This is a genomic window from Pseudovibrio sp. POLY-S9 (assembly GCF_001431305.1).
GTDB lineage: Bacteria > Pseudomonadota > Alphaproteobacteria > Rhizobiales > Stappiaceae > Pseudovibrio.
Genome location: NZ_LCWX01000049.1, coordinates 43,562 through 62,630, shown reverse-complemented (window position 1 = coordinate 62,630; position 19,069 = coordinate 43,562). Strand labels below are relative to the sequence as shown.

17 protein-coding genes are annotated in these 19,069 nt (G+C 51.4%); 1 reads left to right on the top strand and 16 read right to left on the bottom strand.

Annotated features, from left to right (window positions below; all coding sequences use genetic code 11):
* Positions 1-57: 57 nt before the first annotated feature.
* The 16 genes from PPL9_RS03045 to PPL9_RS02970 form a co-directional block, all read right to left on the bottom strand.
* Complete coding sequence (locus PPL9_RS03045) at positions 58-2,001, bottom strand: VWA domain-containing protein (RefSeq protein WP_193775992.1); 1,944 nt, start codon at positions 1,999-2,001, stop codon at positions 58-60.
* 5 nt (positions 2,002-2,006) lie between these two features.
* On the bottom strand, positions 2,007-2,804 hold the full coding sequence (locus tag PPL9_RS03040; protein WP_057461265.1) for a CbbQ/NirQ/NorQ/GpvN family protein: 798 nt from the start codon (positions 2,802-2,804) through the stop codon (positions 2,007-2,009).
* Positions 2,804-4,189, bottom strand: coding sequence for a cbb3-type cytochrome c oxidase subunit I (locus PPL9_RS03035; protein ID WP_057461264.1), 1,386 nt, complete (start codon positions 4,187-4,189; stop codon positions 2,804-2,806). Before PPL9_RS03035 ends, PPL9_RS03040 begins: the two co-directional genes overlap by 1 nt.
* A gap of 11 nt (positions 4,190-4,200) precedes the next feature.
* Positions 4,201-4,653, bottom strand: a complete 453-nt coding sequence (locus PPL9_RS03030) for a cytochrome c (protein WP_057461263.1) — start codon at positions 4,651-4,653, stop codon at positions 4,201-4,203.
* A gap of 189 nt (positions 4,654-4,842) precedes the next feature.
* On the bottom strand, positions 4,843-5,559 hold the full coding sequence (locus PPL9_RS03025) for a Crp/Fnr family transcriptional regulator (protein ID WP_057461262.1): 717 nt from the start codon (positions 5,557-5,559) through the stop codon (positions 4,843-4,845).
* Positions 5,560-5,710: 151 nt separating this feature from the next.
* A complete protein-coding gene (locus PPL9_RS03020; RefSeq protein ID WP_057461261.1) occupies positions 5,711-6,067 on the bottom strand; it encodes a DUF2834 domain-containing protein in 357 nt (118 codons plus the stop codon).
* A gap of 123 nt (positions 6,068-6,190) precedes the next feature.
* Positions 6,191-7,021: an ABC transporter ATP-binding protein gene (locus tag PPL9_RS03015; RefSeq protein WP_057461260.1), complete on the bottom strand. Its 831-nt coding sequence runs from the start codon at positions 7,019-7,021 to the stop codon at positions 6,191-6,193.
* Positions 7,008-7,868, bottom strand: a complete 861-nt coding sequence (locus PPL9_RS03010; protein ID WP_057461259.1) for an ABC transporter ATP-binding protein — start codon at positions 7,866-7,868, stop codon at positions 7,008-7,010. Before PPL9_RS03010 ends, PPL9_RS03015 begins: the two co-directional genes overlap by 14 nt.
* A gap of 11 nt (positions 7,869-7,879) precedes the next feature.
* Positions 7,880-8,821, bottom strand: coding sequence for an ABC transporter permease (locus PPL9_RS03005; protein WP_057461258.1), 942 nt, complete (start codon positions 8,819-8,821; stop codon positions 7,880-7,882).
* Positions 8,818-9,885 (bottom strand): ABC transporter permease, encoded by a 1,068-nt coding sequence (locus tag PPL9_RS03000; RefSeq protein ID WP_057461257.1) that lies wholly within the window; start codon positions 9,883-9,885, stop codon positions 8,818-8,820. The genes PPL9_RS03005 and PPL9_RS03000 overlap by 4 nt, the downstream gene beginning before the upstream one ends.
* A gap of 16 nt (positions 9,886-9,901) precedes the next feature.
* Entirely contained in the window at positions 9,902-11,515 is a 1,614-nt protein-coding gene (locus tag PPL9_RS02995) for an ABC transporter substrate-binding protein (RefSeq protein ID WP_057461256.1), read from the bottom strand.
* Positions 11,516-11,912: 397 nt separating this feature from the next.
* Positions 11,913-13,040, bottom strand: coding sequence for a sn-glycerol-3-phosphate ABC transporter ATP-binding protein UgpC (ugpC, locus tag PPL9_RS02990; protein ID WP_057461255.1), 1,128 nt, complete (start codon positions 13,038-13,040; stop codon positions 11,913-11,915).
* 15 nt (positions 13,041-13,055) lie between these two features.
* Positions 13,056-14,720 (bottom strand): alpha-glucosidase family protein, encoded by a 1,665-nt coding sequence (locus PPL9_RS02985; RefSeq protein ID WP_057461254.1) that lies wholly within the window; start codon positions 14,718-14,720, stop codon positions 13,056-13,058.
* 5 nt (positions 14,721-14,725) lie between these two features.
* Complete coding sequence (locus PPL9_RS02980) at positions 14,726-15,553, bottom strand: carbohydrate ABC transporter permease (protein WP_057461253.1); 828 nt, start codon at positions 15,551-15,553, stop codon at positions 14,726-14,728.
* A complete protein-coding gene (locus tag PPL9_RS02975) occupies positions 15,550-16,515 on the bottom strand; it encodes a sugar ABC transporter permease (protein WP_057461252.1) in 966 nt (321 codons plus the stop codon). Before PPL9_RS02975 ends, PPL9_RS02980 begins: the two co-directional genes overlap by 4 nt.
* A 116-nt stretch (positions 16,516-16,631) precedes the next feature.
* Positions 16,632-17,906: an ABC transporter substrate-binding protein gene (locus PPL9_RS02970; RefSeq protein WP_057461251.1), complete on the bottom strand. Its 1,275-nt coding sequence runs from the start codon at positions 17,904-17,906 to the stop codon at positions 16,632-16,634.
* A 469-nt stretch (positions 17,907-18,375) separates the two neighbouring features.
* Between PPL9_RS02970 and PPL9_RS02965 the strand changes: the two genes are divergently transcribed.
* The coding region (locus PPL9_RS02965) for a LacI family DNA-binding transcriptional regulator (RefSeq protein ID WP_057461250.1) at positions 18,376-19,069 on the top strand (694 nt) is incomplete at its 3' end.

Below are 19,069 nucleotides of genomic sequence, written 5' to 3'. Positions count from 1 at the left end.
GGACAAAGGCAGCAGCCCTGCCATAAAGCCCATAACCATATAGAAAAGCTTCATAATCTAATACTCCCTTGTCAGGCTTCTATAGATATCCGGTAGCGCACGTGTCAGACGTTCCGGATTTGGAAAGAGCGTATAACCACCTTTGCCAAAGATACGGGCAAACCAATCCTGCCCATCCTCATCAACAATCACACCATGAACGGCCATGCCCAGTTTGCGGGCTTCACGAACAGCCATATGACTGTCTTCAATTCCGTGAATGCCTTCATAGTGATCAAGATCGTTCGGCTTTCCATCTGTTAGTACAATCAAAAGCTTCCGCTGTGTTTGCTGCAAGGCAAGCTGCGCAGTGGTATGCCGGATCGCCGCTCCCAAACGGGTGTAGTAACACGGCTTAAGCCCACCAATCTTTGCAATCACCTCATCCGTCATCGGCTCGTTGAAGTCTTTGGCTTTGTTCATGAAAACCCGGTCGCGTTTCAATGAAGAAAAACCCCAGACGCCAAGATGATCACCACTTGCATCAACACCGCCAGACAAAGCAGCAAGCGCGGCCCCCGCAATCTCGATAACACTGGAATCGCCAACCGCACTCTCAGTAGAGCGGGATGTATCAAGCAACATAGCAACGGATAAGTCGCGCTCAACCGCACGTGAATCCTGAAAGATCCGATCGGATGCGTAACCTGAAGCTTTCAGGTCAACCTGAGCCGTCACCAAAGCATCCAGATCCAGCTCACTGCCTTCAGCCTGACGCATCTGCATGATCCGCTTTGGACGCAATGCTTCAAACTGACGCTTCACTTGTCGAATACGGCGCTTATGGTAAGGATCCGTCAGCAGCACGCTCTCATAATCAGGCTCGGCATCCTTCTCCAGGACGCGGCAATGATCTTCTAAAAACTTACGTTGGCGGTGATCCCACTCAGGATATGTGAACTTGTCGGAAAGGCGTTCGTGGTCTGCATCTTCTGGAGACAAATCCAGATGCAGTCGCAACCGTGTCGCTGCTTTCCGCTGATTTTTCGAAAGGCTGATATAATCCTGATCATCAGCAGCTTTCTGCGCATTTTCCTCTTCGTCGTCATCGGTACTGCGATTGAGGTTCATGCTTTCTACCCAGGAGAGGATCGCCTCAAACCGGTGTAGAATAAAACTGTCTTTACGATCCGCCTGCTCCCGCTTTTCACGTTTAGCTTTGCGTTTCGTTGTTGCACTTGATCCTTGCGGAGTTGGCGGAGCCTGCTCATCCGAGCGCTCTTCACCGCGCTCACCGTTGACCAGCTCGCTGGAAACCCAGATCGGCACAGGCGCAAAGGTGCAATATGCGTGCGGAGCTGTAAGCTTCCAGCGCTCATCAACACATTCCATCGCCTTGCGAATTGTTGCACTTGTGCTGGTGACAGCCCGCGGCCCGCCAAGCAACTCCAGAACAATTGCTTCAACTGCAGCTTCCCACTCAGGAAGGCTTGGACGCTTACGGGTTTGCAGAAGAAACTCGCAGGACTGACGGAAGAAATCATGGAGACCAACGCACTTGCCCCAAACACGTTCAATCGCCTGTTTGGCCAAAGCCAATGCCTGAACATCCGCCTGCAACGGATCCTCTGGTTTTGCCTGCACATCGCAGTTCGCTGCAAATGCAGCAAGCCAGATGTAATGGGCCCGGTTCATTTCGGCCTCTGGAAAAACGCCAAGAACCGGAGGAAGTCTCAAACGCTCGCCGTCGAACTCTGGCAGAAAGATTGTTTCTGCAGCGTTGCCGAGCTTACGTTTTACGGGCATGCGGTAGGTTGAAGCCGTCGCCGGAGCTTGACTGATCTCGACTTTAGCTTCACCACCTAACCCGCGAAACACCACTTGCACGGAGGTGCGAAGCTTAGCCAGCTCGACCTCCATATCCTCGTGGTGCACTGGAGCACCCAGGCTTGAAGCATAATCATGCCACAGATTACCTACGGCTTCTTCAGGCTCTAAAAACTCCAGTATTTGCTCTTTCATCAGGCTCACCCGTAAACAACTGCGATCAAATCACGAAGCGCAACCTGAACATCAGGCTCATCACTCAGTGGCTCAACAACAGAGTATTGCAGTGCTTTTTCAACTGGCATACCACCAGCTATCAGGGATGCAGCATAAATCAGTAAGCGAGTGGAAACACCCTCTTCCAGATCCAGGCTGGAAAGACCACGGATATGGCCGGCAAGACGAACCAAGGATTTGGAACGCTCAGTATCCAGTCCGCTTTCTTTAGCAACGACCTGTATCTCGGTTTCCGCATCAGGAAAATCGAAGGTCGTGGAGAGGAAGCGCTGCCGTGTGGAAGGCTTCATCTGCTTCAGAACGTTCTGATAGCCGGGGTTGTAGCTGGCAACGAGCATGAAATTCGGAGGAGCTTGCAGCTCTTCGCCAGTTCTCTCAATGATGAGACGACGACGGTTATCGGTCAGCGGGTGCAAAACAACCGCAACGTCTTTCCGTGCTTCGATGACTTCATCAAGATAGCAGATCGCACCTTCGCGAACAGCGCGGGTCAGCGGGCCATCAACCCACTCAGTCACGCCGCCTTTAAGCAGGTAACGACCAATAAGGTCTGCTGCGGAAAGATCATCGTGGCAAGCCACGGTGTAGATCGGACGACCCAGCTTTGCGGCCATGTGTTCCACAAAGCGGGTTTTGCCGCAGCCCGTCGGCCCCTTCAAAAGAAGGGGCAGACCTTTGTTAAAAGCCGTTTCAAATAATGCACATTCATCGGCGATAGGCTGATAATAGGGCACATCAAAAACGTGGTTCTGTACAGTCATTAACGACCACCTTCCAGAACTGCTTGGGCTTCAGGAGTACTACCGGTCGTTGGTTTGGAACCAGAGTTCGCTGTGAACAATTCCTTGCGCGGTACGAGCAGGGAGTAGATGAACAGCAGAGCACCAATCACAACAGCCGCACCAGCACCGAAGCGCATGATGTAGAACACTGTCAGCTGGTCCTGTACAGACATGAAGTCTTCACCAACAACACGCTGCATGTGTGTCTGGATGGTTCCAGCAAATGTCAGCACGAAGGTCATGAAGGACATACCACCAGTCATGAGCCAGAAGCTGCCCATGTTGAGAACCTGGTTGTATGGGTTACGACCTTTAAGCAATGGCATTGCGTAAGTGAAGATCGCAAGGTTCAGAGCAACGTATGCGCCGAAGAAGGCAAGGTGACCGTGCGCTGCAGTGATCTGTGTACCATGTGAGTAGAAGTTCACACCGTGCAGAGTATGCAGGAAGCCCCATACGCCAGCGCCGAAGAACGCGACAGTTGCAGAACCGAGAGACCACAGCAGAGCTGCTTTGTTTGGATGGTTCTTACGACCTTTCCAGACCATGACGAAGGAGAAGGTCATCATCAGGAAGAATGGTATGACTTCCAGAGTAGAGAAGACGGAACCAATCCACTGCCAGTAGCCAGGCAAGCCGATCCAGTAATAGTGGTGTCCTGTACCAAGAATACCGGAGAACAGAGCAGTTGCTACGATGATGTAGAGCCACTTCTCGATCACTTCGCGGTCAACACCGGTGAGTTTCAGCATCAGGAAGCCAAGGATGGAAGCCATCACAAGTTCCCAGGTACCTTCTACCCAAAGGTGAACAACGTACCACCAGTACATTTTATCAAGGCTCAGGTTGTCTGGGTTGTAGAATGCAAACAGCCACAGCAGGGAAAGAGCCCAAAGGCCAATCACCAGAATGTTTGTGATCGCAGTCTTACGACCTTTCAACACGGTCATTGAGATGTTGAAGAGGAAGATCAACGCAGCAACAAGAATGCCGACTTTAACCCAGAGCGGCTGCTCAAGGAATTCACGGCCTTCATGGATACCCATGATGTAACTGACAACAGCACCCAGTGTACCAACCACAAGAATGATCAGCTGAATGTAAGCGAGCTTAACGGAGTGGATCTCACGTTCGCTCTCTTCCGGGATGATGAAGTAAGCCGCACCAAAGAAGCCGAGCAGAAGCCAGACGATCAGTGCGTTGGTGTGCAACATGCGAACGATGTTGAACGGCAGCAACTCCGAAAGGAAGTTAGGTGCAACATAAATCCAGCCAGCGAGCAAACCGCCCAGAACCTGGATTGCGAATAGGCCAAGCGCAGCTACGAAGTAGGCATACGCGACTTTTTGAGAACTGTATTTCATAATACCACCCCTTAACCAGCGTCGTTCGGTGGCCAGTCTTGCGTGTTGGTCTTGTCAGCCCAACGCAAGAATTCAGAGAGGCCGCGGACTTCTTCTTTGGTCAGATCGAAGAAAGGCATCTGGCGACGACCTTCGATGCGGCTCGGCTGAGCTTCCATCCAGGAGCCAAGGGTCTCAGCTGCATCATCCGGATCATCCAGCACGCCCCAACGTGTCATCACATTGCCGACTTCAGGAGCAAAGTAAGCGCCTTCCCCGTGCAACGTATGGCAGTTGATGCAAGCATGCTTTTCCCAAACGTGCTTTCCGAGGACAACCTCGTCAGTGAGATCAGCTTTTGAAGTCGATTCATTGACGACGTAAAGGTGGCTGTCGATTGAGAGCACGGCAAATATGCCTATGAAGAATAAGGATCCCCCATAAAAAATATTTCGTGCCCGCGATTTTGTAAGGAATTCTGACATCTACGGAATCCTATCGTGGTTACGGTCCCGAAGATGATAAAATTGACGCCACTGGGGAAGTTTGTGCTAGAACAACCTATTCGGTAATTACCGGATATAGGAGAAAAACACATTTAAAAACAATAGGATATAAAATCGAGAATACTGGTATTTATGCCTAGTAACACTCAGGCAATCGCTCAACGGTACTCAAGAGTCAGCCATTGGGTCCAAATCAGCCAGAGTCTTCAGCTTATTCATCTCCGTCACGATGACCTTTTTACGCCCGCTATTCACAATTCCTTGTTTTTCCCAAGCGCTTAGCAAACGGCTCACAGTGTACAAAGTTGTACCTGTCATCTCAGAGATATTCTGGCGTGTGAGAGGAAAATCAATTTCCATTCCCTCATCGGTGATGCGGCTGCTTTGGATTGCAAGCCTCAGCAAAGCACGTGCAACACGCTGCTCGACCTGCTGAGTTGCCAGTTCCAGAATGTGGTTGTTCGCTTCAGAGATACGCTCTCCGACGGTTTTGTAGGTTTCCGTCGCAAATCCATCGTACTTTTCGACAAACGTCTTCCAGAGACTTGTCGGCCAGAACAGCACAAGGCAGTCATCAATCGCCACAGCACTGGCTGGATAAGTCGTCCTGCCAATTGCGGAGGCAATGCCCATAAGCTCGCCACTGACGATGTGACGCGCAATCACCTGATCTCCGGAAGCCGTGGTGCGAATAACGCGCACATGACCGTCCAACAGCAGGAAGAACCGCTCAGCTGGCTCATGCTCTTCGAAAATAGCCTGACCCGCGCTGAAACGCTTTGGCGTTGCTGCGTCCAAAATCTCTCTGATATCAACGCGTTCCAGCTTTCGGAACGGAGGAATATGGGAAATAAGATTTTCGTCAAGACTTCTCAAAGAAGACACCGTAGATCAATTAGAAAACACCCAAGCCAATCTGCGAGTGTTTTAGCGTATGTACTCGTAGGATTAAGCCGGTTGTTTATAGCAGAAAACATTAAGAAATTCACAGTGAACTCATTGGTGTAGGCCATTTTCTGCACATGAGTTCCAACTATCATATGTGCGCTACGTTTTTTCCGCTGTGAGCCCCTGGTTTTGAAGGTTTTTCAACGTGTAATTCTCTCAAGAACAAGAACAATGGCAAGCCTAACGACACACCAACGGTGAACACAGCAAGAATCGGAAGCCAAAGACGCTTCATTCCAAGTCGTTGCCCTTCGGCAAAGATAAAACCTATCAAAACCACCGCTGAAACCACAACATCAAGCCAGGCAAAAGCCGATATCTCGCCAGCAAATGCTTCTGCAAGAAGTTGCGGTAGGTTCAACCTGTTCTCAAGCAACCATGGCATAAACGCCCCGTACGGCAGCAGAAATCCCAAAATACAAAGAAGGCGATAAAAATACTTCATCTCTGGCTCCGCAACCAACAATCATCAAATCAACAAAGCGATCCTACTGAAGTTCCCCCGCCAGAACAACAAAAGCCCCACCACAAGGGCGGGGCTCTCAGTAATCATCAGATGCTTCGCAGATCAACGGTCGCCGAAGAACTCCGCATCATACCCCATAGAGGCTTTAAGCAGTTCCTGCGTGTAAGCTGTCTCCGGTGTGGAGCTGCGCATCGCTTCCACATCCATCACCTCAACAACTTCACCATGCTGCATCACGGCAATCTCATCACACATATGTGCAACCACCGCCAGATCGTGCGTCACCATCACATAGGTAAGGTTATGCTCCTTCCGCAGATCAGCAAACAGGTTCAGAATTTCCGCCTGCACAGATACATCCAACGCTGAAGTTGGCTCATCCAATAACAGGATCTCCGGCTCCAACATCAAAGCACGTGCAACAGCCACACGCTGACGTTGACCACCGGAAAGCTGATGCGGATACCGAAAGCGGAAATCTGCCCCAAGCCCTACGTCATCCAGAGCCCGAAGTACACGACCATCAATATCACCAAACCCATGTAATTTAAGAGGTTCTGACAAAACTCGGTCAACGGTATGGCGTGGATGCAAGGACGCATAAGGGTCCTGAAAAACCATCTGAATCTTGCGGGCAAAAACCTTGTCACGCTTATGCGAAACAGGGGCGCCGTCAATATCGATCTCACCATCCCAGCTCTCAACCAGTCCACACACAGCGCGCAGTACAGTTGACTTACCTGAGCCAGATTCACCGACAATACCAAAACTGCCGCCTTGCTGAACCTTGACGCTCACGTTTTTGACAGCCTGAAAGCGATCCGGTCCCTCACCGAAATAGACGTTGAGGTCTTTGATCTCGAGGCGGGCGTCTTTTGTTGCTTCCGCAACCCATGGCTTACGTTCCATCACAGCACTATCAGACCCGGGCATCAACACTGACCTCCTGTTTCCAGCTGTCCTGACGTTGCAGTGCTTCAAGGCGCCCCTTGGGCTCCTCAATGCGAGGCAGCGCATTCAGCAACCCACGTGTGTAAGGATGCGTCGCATTGTGCAGCTCGCTGGCCTTACAGGTCTCTACAATACGTCCTGCGTACATAATGATAATTCGGTCACAGAAGGACGAGACAAGCTTCAGATCGTGACTGATGAAGATCAGCCCCATTCCGCGCTCCTGCACCAACTTGTCCATGATCGCCAGCACCTTCATCTGCACAGTCACATCCAGAGCAGAGGTCGGCTCATCAGCAATCAGCAGCTTTGGATCAGTGATCAGCATCATCGCGATCATCACACGCTGCCCCATACCGCCTGAAAGCTCATGCGGATAAGAATTGAACACACGCTCAGGGTTGCGGATCTGAACAGCCTCCAACATCTCCAGAGCGCCCTGACGAGCCTCACGGCGAGAAGATTTGGTGTGCAGGCGCAGAGCCTCACAGATCTGTTTGCCAACCGTGTGAACAGGGTTCAGCGAAAACTTCGGATCCTGCATCACCATGGAGATCTGGTGACCACGGATTTTCCGCATCTGCCGTTCCGAATAGTCCAGCAGATTCTCACCATTGAACTTAATCGACTTGGCTTCCATCTGGCCCGGAGACCGGATCAGGCGCAAAATACTCCGCCCGGTCATAGATTTGCCGGAGCCACTTTCGCCCACAATGCCAACGCGCTCACGCCCGACAGAGAACGAAATACCACGAACCGCATCAACGGTACCGCTACGTGTTGGGAAACGAACCCAAAGGTCCTCAACGCTTAAAAGCGTATCACTCATGGTTCTCTCCCCTAGCTCTGGCTCTTTTTCGGATCAAGAATATCGCGCAAACCATCACCCAACAGGTTGAAGCCCAAAGACACGATAAAGATCGCCATACCCGGCATGGCAGCAACCCACCAGTGGTCCAGAATGAACTTGCGACCAGCAGAGATCATTGCGCCCCACTCAGGCTCTGGAGGCTGAGCACCAAGACCAAGGAAACCAAGGCCGGCAGCTGTCAGAATAATACCAGCCATATCAAGCGTCACACGAACGATGATGGAGGACAGACACAACGGCCACACATGCCCGATGATGATGTGCATGACACCAGCCCCCTGCAAACGCACAGCGCTGATGTAATCCGCATTGCGAATGGTCAGAGTTTCAGCGCGAGCAATACGCGCATACGGAGGCCATGCCGTCAGGCTGATCGCGATAATCGCACTCTCGATACCCGCCCCAAGCGCAGCAACGAAGGCAAGCGCTAGAATTAGCTTGGGAAACGCCAGGAAGATATCAACCAGACGCATAAGTGCCTGATCGACCCAACCGCCCAGATACCCGGCAACAGTTCCAATCAGCAAGCCGAACACTGGTGCTGTGAACGCCACAATGCCTACAATCAGAAGCGTAATGCGGGAACCATAAACGAGGCGGCTCCAGATATCACGGCCAAGCTCATCAGTTCCAAGCAGGTGACCATCCACCCCCGGCGCAGTCAAACGCTTGGCAAGGTCTTGTGCATTTGGCTCTGTTGTTGCCAGCAGCGGCGCAAAAATCGCCATCAGAACCAGGCTCAGAATAATCAGGAACCCGAGAAACGCGAGTTTGTTTTCATAGAGTTTCATCCACCCCATATAAAACTGCACAGCGCGCGCATGTCCGCGGGATGTAGGTGCATCAGAGGAGAGCCATGCTTTCAAGCCAGCTCTGTCAGGCACGTTAGATTTTACAGGTGCTGTTGTCATCGTGCCCTCGGATCAACCACTTTGTACATGAAGTCAGAGAAGAGATTGAGGCCCACAAAGATAGCACCAACCACAACTGTTCCACCCAGCACCGCATTCATATCGGCAGAAAGCAGAGCATTGGTGATGTAGTTGCCCAGTCCCGGCCATGAGAAGATAATCTCTGTCAGCACAGACCCTTCCAGCAGGTTCGCATAGGAAAGCGCGATCACCGTAATAAGCGGGATCATCACATTGGGCAGCGCATGACGCCAGATCACAGCAGTCTCAGAAACACCCTTCACGCGCGCGGTGGTGATGTACTCCTGAGAGAACTGTTCCAGCATGAACGAGCGGGTCATACGGGAAATGTAAGCAATAGAATAATAGCCAAGAATACTTGCAGGCAGAATGATGTGGCTCACCGCATTCCAGAAGATCTCGATCTCTCCTGCAATCAGGCTATCGATGAGGATCATGCCTGAAACAACAGGAACAATATCTTCGTAATAGATATCGATACGACCTGGGCCACTAACCCAGCCAAGAATACCGTAGAAAATCAAGAGGCCCATCAAGCCAAACCAGAAGATCGGCATGGAGTAGCCAAACAGGCCAACAAGGCGGATCAGCTGGTCCGGCCAACGGCCTTCATTCACTGCGGCCAAAACCCCCATCGGCACACCAATGCCAACGCCAGCGATCGTCGCAAGAGTTGCAAGTTCCAATGTAGCCGGGAAAACGCGGGCAATGTCCTCAACAACGGGCCGCGCTGTCAGCGTCGACATCCCGAAGTCACCCATCGCCACCTGCTTCAAGAACAGCATAAACTGCACGTAAAGCGGCTGATCAAGACCCATGGCCTTGTACGCAGCTTCGTAAATTTCCTGAGAGGCACGCTCACCGACAACCGCGAGGACCGGGTCGACTGGCATAACGCGCGCAATAATGAAGGTGACGAAAAGAAGCCCCACCATAGTGATGGCAATGGAGAAAAGGCCAGCGATTAAACCTTTTAAAATCTTGTAGAGCGGCGAGGTAAACCCTCGCCGCACCACAGTCGCTGTAGAGTCAGCGATGCTCATTTGTAATTAGCCAATCTTATTTTTTTACAGGCCAGAAGAATACGCCAGTAATAGCGCCACCCGGATTGAAGCCGGTTACGTTTGCAGCCATGGAGTTCTGTTCAATCTGCTGGAACATAACTGAGAATGGAGCTTCTTTCTGGAAGGTCTTCTGAGCTTGCACGTACATGCGGGCACGCTTTTCGCGGTCACTTTCCTGTACAGCCAGATCGGTCAGTTTGGTCAGCTCTGTTGCTGGGTAAGCGTTACGCCATGCCAGTTTACCAACATGCTTACCTTCATCGGAGTTATCCGGGTTGTTTGCGAAAGTATCAGCATTTGTGTGTGGATCTGGGTAATCCGGACCCCATGCACCTACGTAGATCTGGAAGTCACGAGCGCGGTAACGACCAAGGATCTGCTTGCCAGTTCCCTGTGTGATAGACGCGCGAATGCCAGCCTGACCAAAGGTGTTCTGCAAGCTCTGAGCAATTTCAACGCGCTCAGTCGCATTACGAACGATGAACTCAACATCGAAACCATCGGCATAACCTGCCTGGTCGAGCAGCTCTTTAGCTTTCTCAACGTTCAGTGAGAATGGAGTGTCCTTCAGTTCGCCCATATAGGTCTGCGGAAGGAACGCCTGCTGGATGGTGTACTGACCCTTCAGGAAAGAACCGGTCATGCCTTTGTAGTCAACGAGATACTTCAGAGCTTCCGCAACCTTTGGATGGGACAGCGCCTTATCCTTCTGGTTGAAGGAGATGTACATCAGACGACCACGGAGCGTGTCTTCAACCTTCAGATCTTCGTTGGTGGAGATCGCAGCAATATCTTCTGGAGACAGGTGACGGGCAACATCAACATCGCCTTTTTCCAGCATCAGACGCTGAGAAGCAGATTCCATCACGTGGCGCACGATAACGCGCTTCATCGCAACTTCACCACGCCAGTAGCCTGGAACAGCAGTCAGAGAATAAGACTCATTTGGCTTCCAGCTCTGCAGCTTAAACGCGCCAGAACCAGCAGAATTTGTTTTCAGCCAGCCATTACCCCAGTCGCCATCAACTTCATTGGACTTAACCAGTTCACTATCAACGATAGAAGCAATTGCAGAAGTGAAGCAGTTCAGCACGAAAGAAGGAGCGTACTTCTTATCTGTCGTAATCTGGAAAGTGTTCTCATCAACGGCTTTGATTGTCTCACTCATGTTTTCAGGAGTGAAGCCAAACTGCGTAAGAATGAAAGATGGTGTTTTCTTCATCGCAACTGCACGGCGAAGGCTGTACTCAGCATCCTTTGCAGTAACAGGGTTGCCAGTGTGGAACTTGACGCCCTCACGCATTTTAAAGGTAAAGGTCTTGCCGTCCTCTGAGATTTCCCAGCTCGTTGCCAGACCTGGCTCATAACCTTTAGATAGGTCAGCTGGGTTCAGCTGTACCAGACGGTCATACATGTTGTTCGCCATGTCCGTACCGGAAAACTCAAACATTTCCTGCGGATCAAGGGAAATGATATCGTCAATACGGCCAGCAACAATGAGCATGTTAGGTGGTGTTGCAGCACCAGCCTCAGAGATGATAGCGCCGGAAATTGGCATCGCCACGCTTGCAGCAAGCGCCAGCGAGAGAAGACTACGCTTAAATTGCATTATAAAATGCTCCCCTATTTATAAAATGCCTTCACATCGTTAGTCGCGCGAAGGCGAAAGAATTGTAACCGCATCTAAGTGCAATCACTGATTAAATTCTTTCACTTTTTAAGAATGGGAACAAGTACCCTTGGTTGAGCTCAGCCAAAGAATACCTTGCGCCAGCTCAATCCTTGCCTGATTCTGGACGGCTAACCTTGCGGTTTCTGCCAGTAATCAAACCTCCCCTAACGGACTAGTCAATTGGTATGATCAAGCCTGATTCAGTCTAAAAAAATCAGCTATTTAATCGTTTTAAGAAATGAAGAGGCGTCTCAGAAAAAGTAAACGCTGCACACAAGGTGCAGCGTTGGAACTCTATGCCAAATTGGAGTGAGCCTGTGAGCAATTTTATTTATCACGCACCCTCAAGAGTTGCAGTATTTTCATGTTGACCTAACGTCCCCAATTTAGAAAACGCGAATCCGTCACCGCCAAACACATGCGCATGGCTGCAGTCCAGCTTCACTTTACAGCTCTCGCCAGCCTTCGCAGTAGCATCACCCCTGCCCTGAACAGTGATCAAAGAGCCGTCAGTCAAGCGCACATGCAGGAAGTGGCTCTCACCAAGTTCCTCAATAACCTCGACCTTCCCGGAAAGCTCGCCTTCCGTTCCGCTGCCCATGTGCTCGGGACGAATACCAAACTCAACCTTATCGCCAACAGCAAGGCCGGTCGGATCAACGACAACCTTCACAGGATCAGAGCCGATAACCGACAGCTCAACACCGTCTTCAGCAACACTTGTCACCTGCGCTTCAATGAAGTTCATCTTCGGCGACCCGATGAAGCCAGCCACGAACTTGTTGCGTGGACGATGGTACAGCTCAAGCGGGCTACCAACCTGCTCAATCCGGCCAGCATTCAGCACCACAATCCGGTCTGCAAGCGTCATTGCTTCCACCTGATCATGGGTCACGTACACCATGGTGGCGTCCATGTCCTGATGCAGCTTGGCAATCTCAATACGCATCTGCACACGCAGCGCCGCATCAAGGTTGGAAAGCGGCTCATCAAACAGGAAGACCTTAGGATTACGAACAATCGCACGACCAATCGCCACGCGCTGACGCTGACCACCAGACAGCTGCTTCGGCTTGCGTTCCAGCAACGGAGTCAGCTCGAGAATACGAGCCGCCTCCATCACCTTGTCTTTGATATCCTCTTTTGAATGCTTGGAGAGCTCAAGGCCAAACGCCATATTCTCATAAACATTCATATGCGGATAAAGAGCATAGCTCTGGAACACCATGGCTATCTTGCGTTCTTTAGGAGAGCGCTGGTTCACCAGATCTCCATCAATGAACATGTCACCATCAGTGATATCTTCAAGCCCTGCAATCAGGCGCAATAAAGTCGATTTACCGCAGCCGGATGGCCCAACAAACACGATCAACTCGCGATCTTTGATCTGCAAATCAACGCCGTGGATGATGCGGGTTGACCCGAAGTCCTTGACGATACCCTTGAGTGTTACATCTGCCATGGTGTTGCCCTCAGCTTAGTTCTTTGAGATTTGCAAGTAAGCCACTTGCCATGCAGGCAGGTTGAGTGCCTCGCCGTCCAATTCCGCACTAAATCCATGCCCCTCCAGAAACGCAGCAGAGCTGTACGCTCCCAGAGCAACACGCATATCATCATTTGTCAGGTTGAAGACGCAAAGCACTTGTTCGCCTTCATGCTCACGCACAAACGCCAGAACATCCTCTCCCAGATCAGCAAAGTCCAAAGACCCCTTTTGCAGAACCTTCTGGTCCTTACGCCACTGCAGGTACTTCGCTGTCCTGCGAAGTGGAGAAGCCTCATCTCCAGCCTGAGCTTCCGCACTGTGGTCCAGATGGTCTTGCGCCATCGGCAACCAAGGCTTGCCAGTGGTGAAGCCACCGTCCTTGGTCCATGCAATCGGCGTACGACACCCGTCACGGCCTTTGTACTCAGGCCAGAACTCAATGCCATATGGATCTTGAAGGTCTTCCAGAGCCAAATCAGCTTCTTTAAAGCCCAGTTCCTCACCCTGATAGATACATGGGCTACCACGCAAGGAAGCGCTCAGCGCCATCAAAGCTGGTGTCGCCACCTGAGGATCAACATCAGCAGGAAGCCGTGATCCCATACGCTTCACATCGTGGTTGGACATCGCCCAGCTCGGCCAGCCCTCGGTCACAATGTTCTGCAGGTTGGTCACCCGCTCACGCACATACTTTGCAGTTGGCGTATTGGAAAGCAGATCAAAGCTGTACGCCATGTGCAAGCGTCCCTCACCAGAGGTGTACTGCTTCATAATCTCACTGGCTTCATGCCCTGCACCGATTTCACCAACTGTGGTGGTGTTCGGATACTCGTTCATCACAGCCCGTAAGCGCTCAAGGAACGGCAGGTTTTCTGGCTGCGATTTGTCAAACTTGTGATCCTGGAACGCATAAGGGTTCACACCAGTCACATCCGCAAGACTATCAGGATCGGGATATGGCGGGTTGTCACGTAGCTGCTTGTCGTGAACGTAAAAGTTCACGGTATCCAGACGGAAACCATCAACACCCAGCTCCAGCCAGAACCGGCCTGCATCAAGCACTGCCTGCTGCACTTCCTCGCAATGGAAATTCAGATCCGGCTGAGAACGCAGGAAGTTATGCAGGTAGTACTGACAACGGCGACTGTCCCACTGCCAGGCAGAACCACCAAAGATGGAGAGCCAGTTGTTTGGCGGAGAACCATCAGCCTTCGGGTCTGCCCAGACATACCAGTCAGACTTGCTGTTGGTCTTATTGCTCCGGCTTTCCTTAAACCACTCATGTTGCTCAGAGGTGTGCGAAATCACCAGATCGATCAGAACACGAATGCCCTTGCCATGCGCTTTAGCTACCAGCTCTTTGAAATCATCCAGAGAGCCAAACATCGGATCAACGTCTTCATAATCAGAAACGTCGTATCCAAAGTCATCCATCGGCGACTTCATGAAAGGCGAGATCCAGATCGCATCAGCACCAAGATCGGAGATGTAGTCCAGCTTCTCTGTAATACCTGGAAGGTCACCAATGCCATCGCCATTGCTATCTGCGAAAGACCGCGGATAGATTTGATAAATGACTGCGCCCCGCCACCAATCCGGATCGTTCGCCAGAACGCGATGGCTTGTATTTTCGTTTATTGGGGTAGAGAGGTTCATTCCAGTTATCCTTTAACCGCACCAGCTGTAAGACCAGCGACGATTTTTCGTTGAAACACCAGGACTAGGACCACGATCGGGACGGTCACTAGCACAGAAGCAGCCATGATATTGCCCCATGGCAGCTCGTATTCAGTTGCGCCGGACATCAGGGCAATCGCCACTGGCACGGTGCGAACTTCGTTGGATAGAGTAAAGGTGAGCGCGAACAGGAACTCGTTCCACGCACCGATGAAGGCAAGCAGACCAGTGGTCACCATCGCTGGCCACATCAGCGGCAGGAAGATCCGGCGCACAATGGTCAGCGGAGAAGCTCCGTCAACAACCGCAGCCTCTTCAAGCTCCTTCGGCAGTTCCTTCATGAAGGTCGTCAGCACCCACACAGTGAACGGCAGGGTCAGCACCGTGTTCGGGATAATCAGACCCGGCAGAGAGTTGTAAAGCCCCATGGAGCGGATCAGCTCATACATGCCTGAAAGGATCGCCACCTGCGGGAACATGGAGACAGACAGGATCGTCATCAACAACAAGCCACGGCCCCGGAAGTGGATACGAGCCAGCGCATAAGACGCCGTCACCGCAATAATCAGCGACAAGACCACAACAGATGTCGCAACAATCACCGAGTTCAGAATATTGAGGCCAAACGGCTGCTCTTTGAAGATGGAGAAATAGTTCCCCATCGTGAAGGATGTTGGGAATACGGACGGATTGAACAGCTCCTGCCCACTCCGGAAACTCGTGACAATCGCGTAATAGAACGGGAAGACCGAGAAAATCACGACCACAACAACCAGCGTGTAAAACAGAATAGACTTCATCTGTCTGTTCATGATTGTTCTCCTTCACCGGACTTCAGCCCGCCTGCCACCACGGTGATGGTCGTCAGCAAAGCAATCACAATGAACAGCAGCGTCGCAGCTGCAGAGCCATAGCCAACTTCCTGGAAATCAACCAGTTGCTGCCTTGCATAGACTGACATGGACATGGTCGAGGTGGAGCTGGATGTCAGCACGTAAATCAGATCGAACACACGCAGCGCATCAAGACTGCGGAAAATCACTGCAACAATGATTGCCGGGCGGATCAGCGGCAACGTCACCTTGAAGAACACGCGGATCGGGTTGATGCCATCCACGCGGGCAGCCTCATAGATATCACCCGGAAGCATCTGAAGGGCAGCAAGGGTCAGCAGTGCCATGAACGGTGTTGTCTTCCAGACATCCACCATGATCACAGCCCACATCGCGGTGGAAGGATCAGCCGTCCAGGCAATCGGCTCAGACAGAATGCCGACACCCAGCAAAATTTCGTTGATCACACCAAACTGGTCGTGAAGCATCCAGCCCCACATCTTGGCGGAAACAATAGTCGGGATCGCCCAGGGGATCAGAACCGCAGCACGCACAAGGCCGCGTCCTTTGAACTCCGCATTCAGGATCAATGCAATGAGCAGCCCGAACAGAGTTTCAAAACCAACAGAGATGACAGAAAACCAGAGAGTGTTCCAAACCGCATTCCACCACTCGGCATCAACGAGAACGCCATAAGCCTCTCCGTCATAATACGAGAGATAGTTCTCAAAGCCGATGAATTGAGATTGGCTGAGATCTATGAGGTTTGCGTCGGTAAAACCCAACCAGATGGTGCGAAGCAACGGCCAGCCTGCAACAGCGGCCAAAGCAATCATCATGGGGGCGAGAAAAAGCCACGCGGCGCGCAATCTGGCAGAGCTCAGATTGGAGCGTTTTGCCTTACGAGTGGCTGTACCATCCTGCTGAAGAGCAAGGGTCATCCTCTGATCCTTGGTTTCTTTATTTCAGGGAAACTCCAAGGAACCACCCAGGAGCTCGGTTCAGTGTTGCGGCCATCGGGAGGCCGCAACACAGATCGCAAGTCTAGGGAGGAGACTTACCAGCCTTTACGCTTGATGCGTTTCAGGTTCTTTTCAAGTTTCGCAAGGGATGCCTCTGCTTCGGTTTTACCGGAAAGCACGTCATGCACTGCATTGTAAAATGCATTGGAAACTTTGTTGTAGTTAGAGCCAGTTGCACGGGATGGACGTGCCACAGCATTGGTGAAGGTGTCTTTCAACTGACCCATGAACGGGCTTGCTGCAAGAACATCCGCATCAGAGTACAGCTCAGCAATGGTTGGGTTGTAAGACCCTTCGATAGCGCGCTGTTTCTGGCTCTTTTTGCTAGTCAGGTGCATAACAAGACTTGCAGCTGCTTCAGGGTCTTTGGAGTATTTGGAAACAGCAAGCTGCCAACCACCAAGAGTACCGGTCTGCTTTCCGTCTTCACCACCTTTTGGCAGAGCCATCACACCGATCTTGCCTTTGATCGGAGAATCGTCAGCCTGACCGAGAGACCATGCATAAGGCCAGTTACGCATGAACACTGCATTACCGGACTGGAACACACCGCGTGCATCTTCTTCCTGATAGGAAAGAACACCAGATGGTGCAATTGTACCGGTCCAGCTTGCTGCAAGGGACAGAGCTTTTACAGCTTTTTCGTTGTTGATGGTAATATCACCATCAGCGTTCACAACATCGCCGCCGCCAAAGCTGTCGATCCACTCAAGAGCATCACAGGTCAGACCTTCATAAGCCTTCGCCTGATAAACAAAGCCCCACATTTTATTGTTGCCAGCTGCGCGTTCAGCATCCTGAATTTTTTTCGCGCTTGCGGTCAGATCACCCCAGGTTTCAGGAGCCTTTTCGCCGTGCTTTTCAAGCAGATCTTTGCGGTAGAACAGCAGGCCAGCATCAGTGTACCAAGGCATAGCAACCAGCTTACCCTTGTAGGTGTTGTTCGCAACGATTGGCTGGAAGTGCATGTCTTCTGCGCCATTGGAATATGGCTTCAGATCAGCAAGGTGGCTTCCCAGAATACCCGGCCAGATAACGTCAATCTGGAAAACATCAATATCAGAAGAACCAGAGCTCAGGATCTGCTGGTACAGCGCCAGCTGCTCGGTAGATGATGCAGGTGCAGCGAAAAACTTGACGGTGTTGCCAGTTTCTTTGGCCCACTCGGTTGCAGCACCTTTACAGAGCTTAGCACCCTGACCAACGCTACCACAAACAACCGTAACTTCAGCAGCCATTGCATAACCCGCAACGCCAGCCATACCAGCAACAGCAATAGCAGAACCTAATAATGTACGACGGATACCCATAATGGGACGCCTCCCTGTTTCGTCCATGGCCCTTGGTTCAACGAATTCCCAATCGTTGTCCGGCCATTAATTACCCCTCCAGAGCGAAGGGCTCCCCAAACACTGGTCATCTTTCAAAAGATTCCCAAAGCGCTTTGAGACAAGCAAAGTTTAGTCACCGGTCTAAGTCAATAGTAAAAATCCGTAGGAACTTTTGTGAGGCTGTCCATCTGGCGTCATATTTTGCAACGCAGCACCCACAAAATAGCTGAATTCTCCTAAGTTTAGAGCCCATCCTATGTGGTATTTTACTGCACCTCTGAAAAATATCAGTTTTCCACTGTCTCCGTTACCGTTTCCAAAGCGCTTTGGAAAAGACAAAGGTTCTACTGGATTTTAGGCAGACTTCTGGGCTAGATTTCATCCAAGCATGCGGGAGAACAAGGGGCTATAAACAAGGCGCACAGCAAGTTTGAGCCATTGAATTATTATGAATCTTAAGAGTTTAGCCAATCACCTCGGTCTTTCACAAACCACAGTCAGCAGAGCTCTGAACGGGTATTCTGACGTGTCTCTCGCCACCCGAAACCGGGTTTCGGAGGCAGCAAAGACCTATGGCTATCGTCCCAATGTCAACGCGCGCCGTCTGGCAACCGGACGCTCCTGCGTGATCGGCATCGCCTTCCCCACTGACATGAACATGTTTCTCGATCCGCATTTCATCGAGTTTCTGACAGGTCTTTCTGAGAAGGCATCCGAGCTTGACTACGACATCATGATCTCCTCCTCGCAGAGTGAAGAAGTGGACGTCTACCGCCGCTTTGCGGAAAAAGGCACCGTTGATCTGGTGATCCTGTCCAACGTGGACCTCAGCGAAGAGCGCATCCGTCTTCTGCAAGACCTCAACATGCCGTTCATCGTCCATGGCCGCACTGCCACCTGTGACAGCTACTCGTACATCGACATCGACAACTACGGCGTCTTCCACGAGCCCACAAAGATGCTGCTGGAAATGGGCCACGACAAGATCGCGATCCTCAACGGCCATCCAAATCGTGTCTACGCCATTGACCGGCTTAACGGCTGGCAGGATGCGTTGAAGGAACGAGGCGTCACGCCGAACCCGGATTATATGCGTGCAGGCGCTATGTCAGAGGAAAACGGCTACACCTTCGCCATGGAGA